Here is a 12,623-nt window from a genome sequence, read left to right on the forward strand (position 1 = left end):
ACCGGGCTACGCCGTGTACGCCCCCGCCAGCAGCCCCAGGAACGCCCCCGTGATCAGGAACGGCCCGAACGCGATCGCGGTCCTGCGCCCGGCCCGCCGCAGGACGACGAGCGCACCGCCGTACAGGGCGCCGAGCAGGAAGCCGGCGAAGGTACCGAGCAGGACCGCGGACCAGCCGTACCAGCCGAGTACGGCACCCATGCCGACGGCCAGCTTCACATCGCCGAAGCCCATGCCGGAGGGGTTGATGAGGTACAGCGCGTAGTAGCCGGCGCCGAGCGCGAGGGCGCCGTACAGCGCGGTGGGCCAGTGACCGGCGTGCTCGGGCAGCAGCGCGGCCAGGCCCAGCAGGGCGAGGGCGGCCGCGGCGAGCGGCAGGGTCAGCGGGTCGGGCAGCCGCTGCACCCGGATGTCGATCACGGCCAGCAGTACCCCGACGGGCGCGAGCAGCAGCCAGACCGCCAGCTCCGGGCGGGTGCCGGTGGCGGCGGCAAGAGCGGTGCAGGTCAGGAGGGTGGCGAGGGCGGTGGTGAGCACGGACGCCTGCGGTCCCCGGCCCCCGCGTCCGCCGCGTCCCCCGCAGGCGCCGCATCCGGTCCGCCCGGCCCAGCCGCGGATCGGGTGGCCGTCCGGGCAGCGGTCCCGCCACGGTTCACCGGAGGGGACGGCGAAGCGGTAGACGGCGCGCGGCAGCAGCGCGCCCGCCAGCGCACCCCACAGCGCGGCGACGGCCACCAACGCGCCCGTGCTCATCAGGCCCCGCTCACCCCACTCATCCGGCCCCGCTCACCCCGCTGATCCGAGCTTCGACAGGCGTGCCACCGGGTTGCCCTCGGCCGAACTGTCCGAGGTGAACTTCAGATCGTCGCCGACCGGGGTCAACTCCACCTGGTGCGGGGTCGGTACGCAGTGCCCGGGGTTGTCCCCGGCGCCCACCGAGGTCGCGAGGATCTGGGTCTTCGTCACCTTCTTCAGGGTGAGGATGTCGGTGCACACACCGCCGATCGCGTCGGTCTGCCGGAGCTGCCCCAACTCCTTGCCCACCGCGGCCTGATGGACGGTGAGCCGGAAGGTGCCCATGGGCACGGCGCCGCCGAGGCCGGTGGCCGAGCCTTCCCAGGTGCCGAGGTAGCGGGCCGGGACCGGGCTGTCGCCGGTGGCGCCGGTGGCGCCGCCGGAGGCCTCGGTCGGGGTCTGGGAGAGGGAGGGGACGCTGCCCACGCCGTTGTCCGCGTCCTGGTGGGACCAGGGGCGCAGCAGTAGGCCCAGTCCCAGGCCGCCTGCGGCCAGCGCGCCGGCGACGGCCAGTACCACCGTGCAGCTCAGCCGGCGTCCGCGGGCGCCCTCCACCGGTGTGGCGGCCGCCGCCACACTGACGGAGACCCGGCCGGGCGGGGGCGCGTCACGGGGCGCGGGTACGACGGTCTGCGCTCCGGCGGGCGCCCCGTCCACACCGGTCGCCGATGCCGCGGAACCGTCGGCCGCACCGGTCGCCGATGCCGCGGAACCGTCGGCCGCACCGGTCGCCGGTGCCGGGGAACCATCGGCGTCGCCGCCTGGGGAATCCTCGGTGCTCATCACGGGCGGAGGCCCGAAGACCCCGGCCGGCGGCTCTGTCTGCGCCGGGTTGTCGAAGGCCACCGGGCCCGAGCGCACCGTCTCCCCCGTGTCCAGGTTGAGCAGGCGTACGGCGCTCCGGCTGACCTGTTCCACCAGGGGGCCGGGCAGCCAGCCGCCGGCGACCAGGCGGGCGGGCCCTTCGGGGGCGAGCCGTCGGCTCACTTCGGCGGGGGTGGGGCGGGCGGACGGGTCCTTGGCCAGACAGGCCGCCGCCGTCTCCCGCACATCGCCGCTCAGAGCGCCCAGTTCGGGCTGCTCGTGGACGACCTTGTAGAGCAGCGCGGCCGAGGAGTCGCCGCGGAAGGGCGGCTCGCCGGTGGCCGCGTAGGCGAGGACGGCACCGAGGGAGAAGACGTCGGCGGCGCCGGTGGCGCCCTTGCCGAGGATCTGCTCGGGCGCCATGTAGCCGGGGGAACCGACCGACACCCCGGTCGACGTCAGGGACGCCGTGCCGTCCATGGCCCGCGCGATGCCGAAGTCGATGAGGAGGGGGCCGTCCAGGGTCAGCAGGACGTTGGACGGCTTCACGTCCCGGTGGACCAGGCCCAGTTCGTGTACGGCGGTGAGCGCCTCGGCGAGGCCCGCGCCCAGGGCCCGTACGGTGTGCGCGGGCAGCGGGCCGGTGTCGGCGACGGCCGCGGCGAGGGACGGGCCGGCCGCGTAGGCGGTGGCCACCCAGGGCACCGGGGCGTCCGGGGCCGCGTCCAGGACGGGCGCGGTCCAGGCGCCGCCGACCCGGCGGGCGGCCGCGACCTCGCGCCGGAAGCGGGCGCGGAACTCCTCGTCCAGGGCGAAGTGCGGGTGCACGATCTTCACGGCGACCGTACGGCCGCCCGCGCTGCGGCCGAGGTAGACCCGGCCCATGCCACCGGAGCCGAGCCGGCCGAGCAGCCGGTAGGGCCCGATGGTGGCCGGCTCGTCCACGTCCAGCGGCTGCATGGCGCGCTCCCCCCAACGCGTGTGGCCCACGTCTTCACGCGTGTGGCCGACGTCTTCGGGCAGCAGCCTAGTAGTGCTTCACCGCTGCAGCAGGTCCACCTTCACGTCCGCCGGGAAGCCGGTCGTCGGGCCGATGCGGCGGGCGAACTCGGCGACGGCGTCCAGCTGCGGGGTGCCGAAGCTGAAGTCGAGGGTGGTGAAGTACTGCGCCAGGGTCGTCTCGTCGAAGGCCTCCCAGCGGGCCGCCTGCTCGGCGACCTTGCCGACCTCCTCCAGGGAGAGGTTGCGGGAGGCGAGGAAGGCCTCGTGGATCCGGCGGGTGAGGACCGGTTCGCGCTCCAGGTACTCGCGCCGGACGGCCCACACCGCGAAGACGAACGGCAGGCCCGTCCACTCCTTCCACAGCGCGCCGAGGTCGTGGACGTCGAGGCCGTAGCGCGGCCCGTCGTGGAGGTTGGCGCGCAGGGCGGCGTCGCCGATGAGGACGCCGGCCTCGGCCTCCTGCATCATCAGGCTGAGGTCGGGCGCGGAGGTGTAGTACTCCGGCTGTACGCCATAGCGCTCGGCGAGCAGGAGCTGGGCGAGCCGGACCGAGGTGCGGGAGGTCGAGCCGAGGGCGACCTTGGCGCCGTCCAGCCGGTCGAGCGGCAGCTGCGAGACGATCACGCAGGACATCACCGGGCCGTCGCAGCCGACGGCGATGTCGGGGAAGGCGACCAGCTCGTCCGCGTGCTTGAGGAACTCGACCAGGGTGATGGGCGCGATGTCGAGTTCGCCCCGCACCAGCATCTCGTTGAGCTTGTCCGGGGTGTCCTTGGTCAGCTCGAAGTCGAGGAGGGTGCCGGTTCTCGCGAGCCCCCAGTACAGGGGCAGGCAGTTCAGGAACTGGATGTGGCCGACGCGCGGCCGGGTGCGGGGATGGTCCACATCGCGAGACTAGACCCCGTCCTGTACGGTGCCGGGACCGACCCCACCGTCAAATAGCACCACAGCTGTTCAAACATCCGGGTGACGTGATCTTGACCTCTATTGCTTTCGGCTGCCCGCGTGCTAGGCTCGCCGCAAGTTGCAGTTTGGTTTCCCTTGCAGTACAGAGCCTGCGGAGCATGTGACCGCGGGCTCTCGTCGTTTTCAGACATATGCAGTTGTGCAGCACCGTTTCACACTTGCAGGTTCTGGAGCAGGGCAAACCCTTTGTGAGCCCAAGGAGGGCTTATGGCTACCGGAACCGTGAAGTGGTTCAACGCCGAAAAGGGCTTTGGCTTCATCGCCCAGGAGGGCGGCGGCCCCGACGTCTTCGTTCACTACTCCGCGATCAACGCGAACGGCTTCCGCTCGCTCGAAGAGAACCAGCAGGTGACCTTCGACGTGACGCAGGGCCCGAAGGGTCCGCAGGCGGAGAACGTCACCCCCGCCTGATCACTGCCTGATCGCAGAACCTGAGTGCAGTACCCAAGGAGCCCCGCACCGTTTCGGTGACGGGGCTCCTGCCTTTCCGCCTGCCACCCGGGGCCCGGGGCATGAATTCCCGGCGAATTCTCCGCCGTTGCTACGTGTGCTGCATGACGAGGACGAAGGTCGTGCCCGGCGCCAGCGCCTCGTACGAGTGGGCGACGTCTCCCCGATAAGTCATGTAATCACCAGGGCCGAGTTCGACCTCTTCCCCGGCCGGCCCCGCCTTCACCCGCCCCGTGGCGACGACCAGATGCTCCGTCGTGCCCGGGATGTGCGGCTCGGCCGCGCGCATCGAGTCCGGCTCCATCCGGATCTGGTAGATGTCCCGGCGGGCCCCGGGAGGGCTTGCCGAGAGCAGGGTGCCGACGAAGCTGGCCCGCTCGGCGGCGACCGCCGGGCCCTGGCCGGCCCGGATCACCTGGACGCTGGGCGTCGGCGGCTCGACCAGCGCGCTGAACGGGACGCCCAGCGCGACGGCCAGCGCCCAGATCGTCTCCACGCTCGGGTTGCCGCTCGCGGACTCCAGCTGGGACAGCGTGGACTTCGCGATTCCGGCGCGCTTGGCCAGCTCCGACAGGGACAGCCCGGTGCGGGTGCGCTCCCGCCTGAGGGACTCGGCGATCCACTCCCTCGGGAGCTTGTCGGTTGCCTCGGACATATCGTTCGCTCCATCGGTACGATCGTTCGTCTTGACGGACAGGCCGTCGCTGTCCATTCTAGAAAACATGCGTTCGCTACAACGAACAAGCCCCTTGCCGGGCGATACGTCACTCGTCCGCGACAGCTCGCTCGTCTGGCTGGCCAGCGGCATCGTCGGTGTCTCCTTCGGTGCCGTCTCCGTCGCCGGCGGGCTGCCGGTGTGGGTGCCGGTGCTCATGTCCCTGGTGGTGTACGCCGGATCGGCCCAGTTCAGCGCGGTCGGCGTGCTGATCGCCGGGGGCGGGCCGTTCGCCGCCGCGGCCACCGGGCTGCTGCTGAACACCCGGACGGCGGCCTTCAGCCTGGCCGTGGCGCACCTCCTCGGCCCCGGCCGCGCCGCCCGCTTCCTCGGCGCGCACCTGGTCACCGACGAGACGGTCGCCTTCGCCCTCGCCCAGCCCGATCCGGTACGGCAGCGGCGGGCGTTCTGGATCTCCGGGCTCGGTCTGTTCGCCGTGTGGAACATCGGGGTGCTGGCCGGTGCCATGGCGGGCAGCGCCCTCGGGGACACCGCACGCTACGGGCTGGACGCCGCGTTCCCGGCCGTCCTGGTCGCCCTGGTCCTGCCGACGCTGCGCGCGGACGCGACGGTACGGCGGTGCGCGATAGCCGGCGGGGTCCTGGCGCTGGCGGTCACGCCCGCGGTGCCGGCCGGGGTGCCGGTGCTGCTCGCCCTGGCGGGGCTCTTCCTGCACCGCCGACGGTCCGTGGAGGTCGCCGTATGAACGCGACCGTCGTCGTGATCGTGGCGCTGGCCCTCGGTACGTACGCCTTCCGGCTGGTGGGGCCGGTGCTGCACGGCCGGGTCGAGATACCGGCCCGGGTGCAGGAGTTGGCCTCGGCCGGTGCCGTCGTCCTGCTGGTCGCTCTGCTGGCCACGGGGGCGTTGGCCGAGGGTGGCGGCTTCGCGGGGTGGGCTCGGCCGGCCGGGGTCCTGGTCGGCGCCGCCCTGGCCTGGCGCCGAGCGCCGTTCATCGTGGTGGTGCTGGCCGCGGCGGCGGCGACGGCGCTGCTACGGCTGGTCGCGGTGAGGTAAGCGCGACACAGCCCCGCGCCCCTTCCAGGGCGCCGACGCTCAGGCCGCCTTCCGCCAGACCGTCAGGTCTCCCGTAAGGAAGGCGATGTCCGGCATCGCGGTGGACTTGACCTGGATCACGTACAGCCCGATGTTGCCTTCGGTGTCCTTCATGCAGATCTCGGTGCCCGCGGCCGCCGCGGCCAGCGTCCAACTGTGGTTCTTGGCGCTCCTGAGCATGAGACGGCACTCGTCGAGGGTGGTGCCGTGTGCGCCGAACATCTGCATGAACACGGTGCTGTCGCTCTTCAGTTCGCAGCCGAGTGCCTGACAGTCGAAGCGGATGTCCCCCTTGCGGTCCTTCCGTCCGGGGTCCTTGGCCTTGAGGCTCAGCGAGGTCTTCGCGTCCAGCCACACCTGGGGGAACCCCTCCGGCCGCGGCTCCTGGGGCGAGGCCGAGGACGCACCGTCACCGGTCCCCCGGGCCGACGAACCCGAGGAGTCCGACGCGTCCGACGCGCCTGAGGAATCCGATGAGGAACCGGGCGCGGACGCCGATGAGGAGGACCGTACGGCCGGTCCCGTGGCGGACGTCCCGGAGCCGGCCGTGTCCCGGCCGTCGAGTCGGCCCTTGGCCTCCATGAGGAACCAGGCCGCAGCCGTCACCAGCAGCGCGCCCCCCACCACGCCGACGGCCGTGATCAGCGCCGTGCGCCGTCTGCGGGCCTTGCGCTCCTCCGGCGTCGGCTGCGGCCACCCGAACCGCGGCTGCGGATACGTCTGGGTGGGCGCGGGCACCGGCTGCTGCGAGAAGGCCGGAGTCGGCTCGGGCACCGGCGCCGGTACGGCGACCTCCGGCCCGGCGATCTCCCGCCACACGGACGGCCCCCCGCCCGCGTCGGCGTCCGCGCCCAGCCGCTGTCGGCACCACTCCACGACCTCAGCCGGAGTGGCCCGCTCCGCCGGGTCGGCGGCCAGGCACCGGGCGAGCAGCGGACGCAGCGGCTCGGGCACCAAGGGCAGATCGGGTTCGGTGTGGACGATCCGGTACAGCACGTTGACGGCCGAGCCGTCACCGTAGAGCGGCCTGCCCAGCGCCGCGAACGCCGCCGTCTGACCGAGGGCGAAGACATCGGTCGCCGATGTCACCTCGCCCCCGGCCGCCTGCTCCGGCGCCATGAACGAGGGCGTGCCGATCGTGCCCCCCGTCGCCGTGTACGAGGTTCCGTCGGCGGCCAGCGCGACACCGAAGTCGATCACCCGTGGCCCGTCGGCCGCCAGCAGCACGTTCGACGGCTTCAGATCCCGGTGCACGATGCCCTCGGCGTGGATGGCCTGCAGCGCCTCGGCCACGCCCGCCATCAGCCACAGCACCGCCGGTACGGGCAGCGGCCCACGCCGGGCCACGGCCTCCGTCAGGGACGGACCGGGCACGTACAGCGTGGCCAGCCACGGCGGTACGCCGTCCGCGTCCCCGTCGATCAGCTCGGCGGTGTACGCGCCCCGGACCCGCCGGGCCGCCGCGATCTCCCGGCCGAACCGCCGCCGGAAGTCCGGGTCGTCCGCCAGCTCCGGCCGTACCACCTTGATCGCCACCGGCCGGCCGCCCTGCGTGTGCGACAGGTAGACCCGGCCCATGCCACCCGCCCCCAGCCGCGCGGCGAGCCGGTACCCGGCCACCACTGGTGGATCGTCCGCCTGGAGCGACTGGAAGACCTCCGTCGCATGGTTCATCGGCCCACTACCCCCCGTACACAATGCCTTGGCCAACGCCAGCAGCCTAAACGGCGTTGTCAGTGCGGTCCGTTACGGTCCCTCCCCATGACCGACACCGAGGACTTCCTGACCGCCACCCGCGCTTTCTACGACACCGTCGCCGAGGACTACGCCGAGCATTTTCGGGATCCGCTCGGGGACAGGCCGTTGGAGCGGGGCTTGCTCGGGGTGTTCGCCGAGCTGGTCGGCCCCGCCGGGACCGTGGCCGACCTCGGCTGTGGCCCCGGCGCGGTCACCGCGTACCTCGGCTCTCTCGGACTCGACGCCTTCGGGGTCGATCTGTCCGCGTCCATGCTGGGCGTCGCCCGGCGAGAGAATCCGGCGTTGCGGTTCGAGCAGGGCTCGATGCTGGACCTGGACATCGCGGACGGGTCTCTGGGCGGTGTCGTCTCCTGGTACTCCAGCATCCACACGCCGACAGGCGAACTGCCCTCGCTGTTCGCCGAGTTCCGAAGGGTCCTGGCTCCCGGCGGGCATCTTCTCCTCGCCTTCCAGGCGGGCGGCGAGCCGCGTCGGCTGGACCGGCCGTGGGGACACCCGGTGACGCTGGACTTCCTCCGCAGGCGCCCGGAGCAGATGGCGGAGCTGCTCACGGCCGCCGGTTTCACCCTCGGCTCGCGCACGGTCCGCGAACCCGACGGCCGTCTCTCCGAGTCCGTCGGGCAGGCGTTCCTGTTCGCCCGGAAGCCCGGTGACGGGGCCGGCGCAGACGCCTGAGAGTCGATTGAAACCAGGAGTACCGGTGGCCCGCCCCGCTCCGGGAACCAGCGGGGACGGCATGGGTATCGATGCCCAAGAGCATCGGTCGCATCGTCGGGGAGAAACCCGGCGGCACCGGATCGATCCGTCTCTCCTGGGGGATACACCAATGCGTACTATCGCACTGCGTACGAAGACGGTTCTGGCCACGCTCACCGGCGCGGGTGTTCTGACGCTCGGTATCACTGCCGGAACCGCGGCTGCCGTGGAGCACGGCCTGGTGCACATGGCCACCTCGCACACAGGCCCGGCCTTGGCGGACGACAAGCCTCCGGCCAGCGTGGTCCGCGTTCACGCCTGACCCCACCCCATGGGAAACGGCACCGGCGGGTGGACGCCCGCCGGTGCCGTTTCTTGTGGGCGGCGCCTGAACCGGCCTACAGCCGTCGCCCCGCCTGCGTCACCCCCATCGCGTCGTACAGCGCCTGGGCCGCCTGCTGATGGCGGCGCGCCTCCGGTGCGTCGCCCAGGGCCTCGGCCGACTCCGCCATGCCCTGCAGGGCGCGGGCGATCTCGATGCGGTAGCCGAGGCGGGAGGCCAGCTCGTAGGCCTCCCGGTACAGGTCCCGGGCCCGGTCGGGGGCGCCGCTGCGCAGGTGGACCAGGCCGACCACGTTGACCACGGCCGCCTGGCGCAGGGCCGTGCCCTCCGTGGAGACCAGGTCCAGTGCGCGCTCGGCGTGTTCCGCGGCGGAGCGTACTTCGCCGAGCCGCTGGCAGACCCGCGCCCAGTGGGCGAGGACGAAGGCCACGTTGCCCGGTTTCCGGGACTCGTCGCACAGTTCGAGGGCCTGGGCCAGACAGGCCCGCGCCCGCTCGTCCTCGCCGGAACCCAGGTGGGCCAGGGCCAGCCAGGTCAGCGAGGAGATCTCGTTGTTGCGCTCGCCCAGGCTCCGGTTCAGCTCGGTGGCCTGGGCCGCGTAGCGCGCGCCGTCGGCGTACCGGCCCGCCCAGGTCTCCACGGTGCCGAGGTTGGCGAGGGCGATGGCCTCCAGTCCGGGCGCGCCCAGTTCCCGGTGCAGGGCGATGCCCTTGGCCAGGTGGACCCGGGCGTCGTCGAACTGGCCCACCGCCCCGTACAACAGGCCGAGCACGTCGGTGCAGTGCGCCACCGAACGGAGGTCGTTGACGTCGGTCAGCTCCAGGGCCTCGCGCGCGGTGGTGATGCCGTCCTGGAAGTCGCCGAGCCACCAGTGGGCCACGGCCAGGTTGCCCATGCTGAGGCTGAGCAGCCCCCGGTCGCCGAGCTGCCGGCAGGCATCGACCGCGATCCGGCCGACCACCCGGAACTCCTCGTAGCGACCGCGCAGGTCCAGGTAGAAGAGGAGGTTGCGGGCCAGCAGTACCGCCGGGCCGTGCAGGCGCTGAGCTTCCGCGTGGTTGACGATCGAGAGCAGTGCCTCGTACTCGCGGTCGTACCAGGCCAATGCTCGTGCGTCGCTGTCCAGGCGGGGCAGTTCGGACGTACCGGCGGGCGGTGATTCGCCGAAGCGCTCACGGCCGGGGAAGAGTGTGTGGCAGGCCTCGTCGGTGGCGAGCATGAAGTACGACACCAGGCGCTCGACCGCGCCCTCCTCGTCGTCCTCGGCCTCCCGCACGCTCATCGCGTAGGTGCGTACCAGGTCGTGGAAGCCGTACAGCCCCGCCTCGTGCTGTTCCAGCAGGTGGGCGTCGAGGAGGTTCTCCAGGGTGTCCTCGGTGTCGTGGACGTCCGTGCCGAGCAGGGCCGCGGCCGAGTGGACGTCGATGGCGCTGCCGGGGTGCAGGCCGAGCAGGCGGAAGGCGACCCGCTGGTTCTCCTCCATCGCCTGGTACGACAGCCGGAGCGTGGCCTCGACGCTGCGTTCCCCGGTGCTCAGCTCGCGCAGCCGCCGGGTCTCGTCGACGAGCCGGTCGACCAGGTACTGCACGGTCCAGCGGGGCCGGTTGCGCAGCCGGGCGGTGGTGATGCGCAGGGCGAGGGGCAGTCCGCCGCACAGCTGGGTCAGGCGGGCGGTGGCCTCGGGTTCGGCACTCGTGCGGTCGGCGCCGAGCATCCTGGTCAGCAGGGTGGCGCTGTCCCCGGCCGAGAGCAGTCCCAGGCAGAGCCATTCGGCACCGTCCAGGTCGAGCATCCGGACCCGGCCGGTGAGGATGGCGAGGCAGTCCTCGGCGGCGGGCAGCAGCGGGCGCACCTGGGCGGCGTCGGCGGCGTTGTCGAGGAGGAGGAGCAGCTTCCGCTGTGCGGAAACGGTTCGCCAGAGGGTGGTGCGTCGCTCCAGATCATCCGGTATCCGGTCGTCCGGGACACCGACGGCACGCAGCAGGGAGTGCAGCACCGCGCCCGGTTCCTGCGCCTTCTCGCCGGGGCTGAACCCGCGCAGGTCGACGAAGAGCTGCCCGTCGGGATAGTCGGCGGCCAGCAGATGGGCGGCGTGCACGGCCAGCGCGCTCTTGCCGCTGCCGCCCATCCCGTCGATGCCGACGATCCGGGTGCTCCGGCCGGCCGGGGCCCGCCCCACGTCGAGGATCCGGGCCAGCTCATACTCCCGCCCGGTGAAGTCCGGCAGGTCGTACGGCAGCGTGCAGGGCGCGGACTCGGACGGCTGGAGGTAGGCGGCCGGCGCGAGGTGGGCGGCGCGGTCGGCCACGGACTGCGGTACCCGCGGGGCCACTTCGGGGCTGTCGCGCAGGATCGCCTCGTACAGCCGGGTCAGCTCGGCGCCCGGGTCGATGCCCAGCTCCTCCACGAGCAGCGCGCGCACCCGGCCGAACTCCTCCAGCGCCTCCGCCTGTCGGCCCGCCCGGTACAGGGCGAGCATCAGCCGGCCGCGCAGGGTCTCCCGCAGCGGGTGCGCGGTGACCAATTCCCGTAAGGGGCCGACCAGTTCGGCGGACTGGCCGAGTTCGAGCTGTAACTCGAAGTACTGCTCGGCGAGCGCCATGTGCCGCTCCTCCAGCGCCGCGGAGGCCGCCGAGATCACCCCGCCGCCCCCGCCCGCCATGACCGGCCCGCGCCACAGGTCCAGGCAGGCTCGCAGATGCCCGACCGCCTCGGCGGACCGCCCGTCGGCCACCGCCTGCCGGGCCTGGCGCGCCCACTGGCCGAACTCGTGCAGATCCAGTTGCTGTTCGCCGAGCATCGCCCGGTATCCGGCACCGTCGGTGACGATCACGGAGGCGCCGTCCGGGACACGGGTGCGCAGCGCCGCGACGGCCTTGCGGATCTGGTGGCTGGCGGTCTGCGGCGGCTCGTCGTCCCAGGCGGCGGCGACCAGCCGGGACACCGGCACCATACGGCCCGGCTCCAGCAGCAGGGTGACCAGCACGCGTTCGTGGGTCGGGCTGCCGAGGCGGAGCCGGCGGTCGCCGTGCCAGCCCTCCAGCGGTCCGAGGATGTTGAACCGTACGACAGGACGACCCGTTGCCGCCGATTCCACGAACGCGTCCCCCCCCGCCCCGTCTCACCTCCAGGCCCGAGATGTTCGGGGCCACCTAGGTTGTACCCGAACAAGCGGCACGGAGGAGAGTATTCCGCCGTCCTGGCGCCCAGCCCGGCTCCGGACAGCTAACCACCTTCACGCGAGCTGGAGGAGGGTCGTGCGCGCATCGCCCGCCAGGGCGGGGTCGTGGCAGAGGATCGCGTTCTCCACCCGGCGCAGCGCCGGGGACGGCTGGATGCCCAGTTCGACGTCGAGATGGGCCCGCATCCGGCGGAACACGTCCAGGGCGTCGGCCTGCCGTCCCGAGCAGTACAGGGCGATCATCAGCTGCTCGCAGAACCGCTCCCGCAGGGGGTGGTTCGTATGCGCCTCGGCCAGCTCCGCGAGCACCGCCGCATGCCGACCCGACCTCAGCTCGGCGTCGAAGCGCAGCTCCATCGCCCGCATCCGGTACTCCTCGTAACGGGCGCCCGCCAGCTGGCACAGCGTCCCGCCCGCGAACCCGCCGAACACCGGCCCGCGCCACAGCCCCAGCGCGTCCCTGAGCAGCCGGGCGGAGCGCTCCGCGTCGCCCGGTTCGGCCGCCTCGGCCTGCCGTACGGCCCGTATGAACTCGGCGGCGTCCAGCTCGCCCTCGGCCACGGTCAGCCGGTAGCCGGACGGGTGGATGGTCACCCGGGACGCGGGCCGGTCCGGCTCCAGCCCGCGCAGCTTGCGGCGCAGCCGGCTGATGTGCGCCTGCAGGGCGTTGGCCTGGTTGTCGGGTACGGCCTCGCCCCACATCTCCTCGACCAGGCTCTCCCCCGACACCGGCTGCCCCTCGCTGACCAGCAGCGTCTGCACGAGGGTGCGCTGCAGCTCACCGGAGATCTCCGCAGGACCGGACACGGTACGGATCTGCAGTGCCCCGAGGATCGAGAACTTCAGCATCCTGACTC

General features: G+C 72.6%; 12 protein-coding genes. 5 read left to right on the forward strand and 7 right to left on the reverse strand.

What is annotated here, in order from left to right:
- Positions 1 to 6: 6 nt before the first annotated feature.
- From AB0L75_RS22310 to AB0L75_RS22320, 3 genes are all read right to left on the reverse strand, one after another.
- Positions 7 to 753, reverse strand: a complete 747-nt coding sequence (locus AB0L75_RS22310; RefSeq protein WP_365183408.1) for an A24 family peptidase — start codon at positions 751 to 753, stop codon at positions 7 to 9.
- 33 nt (positions 754 to 786) lie between these two features.
- Positions 787 to 2,559 (reverse strand): protein kinase, encoded by a 1,773-nt coding sequence (locus tag AB0L75_RS22315; RefSeq protein ID WP_365183411.1) that lies wholly within the window; start codon positions 2,557 to 2,559, stop codon positions 787 to 789.
- Positions 2,560 to 2,637: 78 nt separating this feature from the next.
- Entirely contained in the window at positions 2,638 to 3,486 is an 849-nt protein-coding gene (locus AB0L75_RS22320) for a menaquinone biosynthesis protein (RefSeq protein ID WP_365183413.1), read from the reverse strand.
- 288 nt (positions 3,487 to 3,774) lie between these two features.
- Between AB0L75_RS22320 and AB0L75_RS22325 the strand changes: the two genes are divergently transcribed.
- On the forward strand, positions 3,775 to 3,978 hold the full coding sequence (locus tag AB0L75_RS22325) for a cold-shock protein (protein ID WP_023547521.1): 204 nt from the start codon (positions 3,775 to 3,777) through the stop codon (positions 3,976 to 3,978).
- Between the two features lie 130 nt (positions 3,979 to 4,108).
- Here the strand turns inward: AB0L75_RS22325 and AB0L75_RS22330 are convergent, their stop codons facing one another.
- On the reverse strand, positions 4,109 to 4,672 hold the full coding sequence (locus AB0L75_RS22330; protein ID WP_365183415.1) for an XRE family transcriptional regulator: 564 nt from the start codon (positions 4,670 to 4,672) through the stop codon (positions 4,109 to 4,111).
- Positions 4,673 to 4,739: 67 nt separating this feature from the next.
- Here AB0L75_RS22330 and AB0L75_RS22335 point away from each other — a divergent pair, with 67 nt between their 5' ends.
- Together AB0L75_RS22335 and AB0L75_RS22340 are read left to right on the forward strand one after the other, a co-directional pair.
- Positions 4,740 to 5,438 (forward strand): AzlC family ABC transporter permease, encoded by a 699-nt coding sequence (locus tag AB0L75_RS22335; protein ID WP_365183417.1) that lies wholly within the window; start codon positions 4,740 to 4,742, stop codon positions 5,436 to 5,438.
- Complete coding sequence (locus tag AB0L75_RS22340) at positions 5,435 to 5,749, forward strand: AzlD domain-containing protein (RefSeq protein WP_365183420.1); 315 nt, start codon at positions 5,435 to 5,437, stop codon at positions 5,747 to 5,749. The genes AB0L75_RS22335 and AB0L75_RS22340 overlap by 4 nt, the downstream gene beginning before the upstream one ends.
- Positions 5,750 to 5,788: 39 nt before the next feature.
- Here AB0L75_RS22340 and AB0L75_RS22345 read toward each other — a convergent pair whose 3' ends face one another.
- Entirely contained in the window at positions 5,789 to 7,462 is a 1,674-nt protein-coding gene (locus AB0L75_RS22345; RefSeq protein WP_365183421.1) for a protein kinase, read from the reverse strand.
- Positions 7,463 to 7,549: 87 nt separating this feature from the next.
- Here AB0L75_RS22345 and AB0L75_RS22350 point away from each other — a divergent pair, with 87 nt between their 5' ends.
- Together AB0L75_RS22350 and AB0L75_RS22355 are read left to right on the forward strand one after the other, a co-directional pair.
- Positions 7,550 to 8,221, forward strand: coding sequence for a class I SAM-dependent methyltransferase (locus AB0L75_RS22350; RefSeq protein WP_365183424.1), 672 nt, complete (start codon positions 7,550 to 7,552; stop codon positions 8,219 to 8,221).
- Positions 8,222 to 8,372: 151 nt separating this feature from the next.
- Positions 8,373 to 8,564 (forward strand): hypothetical protein, encoded by a 192-nt coding sequence (locus AB0L75_RS22355; RefSeq protein WP_365183426.1) that lies wholly within the window; start codon positions 8,373 to 8,375, stop codon positions 8,562 to 8,564.
- Positions 8,565 to 8,640: 76 nt separating this feature from the next.
- Here the strand turns inward: AB0L75_RS22355 and AB0L75_RS22360 are convergent, their stop codons facing one another.
- Positions 8,641 to 11,682 carry a BTAD domain-containing putative transcriptional regulator gene (locus AB0L75_RS22360; protein WP_365183429.1) on the reverse strand — a complete coding sequence of 1,014 codons (3,042 nt, stop codon included), beginning with the start codon at positions 11,680 to 11,682 and terminating at the stop codon, positions 8,641 to 8,643.
- Between the two features lie 138 nt (positions 11,683 to 11,820).
- A complete protein-coding gene (locus tag AB0L75_RS22365; protein ID WP_365183432.1) occupies positions 11,821 to 12,615 on the reverse strand; it encodes a BTAD domain-containing putative transcriptional regulator in 795 nt (264 codons plus the stop codon).
- Positions 12,616 to 12,623: the final 8 nt, after the last annotated feature.

Origin of the sequence: Streptomyces sp. NPDC052101, from assembly GCF_040680235.1 — a bacterium.
Classification (GTDB): Bacteria; Actinomycetota; Actinomycetes; order Streptomycetales; family Streptomycetaceae; genus Streptomyces.

Excerpts from the sequence above, each read along its gene's own strand:
- AB0L75_RS22355 (WP_365183426.1), top strand. The coding sequence starts at position 8,373 with ATGCGTACTATCGCACTGCGTACGAAGACGGTTCTGGCCACGCTCACC.
- AB0L75_RS22340 (WP_365183420.1), top strand. The coding sequence starts at position 5,435 with ATGAACGCGACCGTCGTCGTGATCGTGGCGCTGGCCCTCGGTACGTAC.
- AB0L75_RS22330 (WP_365183415.1), bottom strand. The coding sequence starts at position 4,672 with ATGTCCGAGGCAACCGACAAGCTCCCGAGGGAGTGGATCGCCGAGTCC.
- AB0L75_RS22310 (WP_365183408.1), bottom strand. The coding sequence starts at position 753 with ATGAGCACGGGCGCGTTGGTGGCCGTCGCCGCGCTGTGGGGTGCGCTG.
- AB0L75_RS22365 (WP_365183432.1), bottom strand. The coding sequence starts at position 12,615 with ATGCTGAAGTTCTCGATCCTCGGGGCACTGCAGATCCGTACCGTGTCC.
- AB0L75_RS22345 (WP_365183421.1), bottom strand. The coding sequence starts at position 7,462 with ATGAACCATGCGACGGAGGTCTTCCAGTCGCTCCAGGCGGACGATCCA.
- AB0L75_RS22315 (WP_365183411.1), bottom strand. The coding sequence starts at position 2,559 with ATGCAGCCGCTGGACGTGGACGAGCCGGCCACCATCGGGCCCTACCGG.
- AB0L75_RS22325 (WP_023547521.1), top strand. The coding sequence starts at position 3,775 with ATGGCTACCGGAACCGTGAAGTGGTTCAACGCCGAAAAGGGCTTTGGC.
- AB0L75_RS22335 (WP_365183417.1), top strand. The coding sequence starts at position 4,740 with ATGCGTTCGCTACAACGAACAAGCCCCTTGCCGGGCGATACGTCACTC.
- AB0L75_RS22350 (WP_365183424.1), top strand. The coding sequence starts at position 7,550 with ATGACCGACACCGAGGACTTCCTGACCGCCACCCGCGCTTTCTACGAC.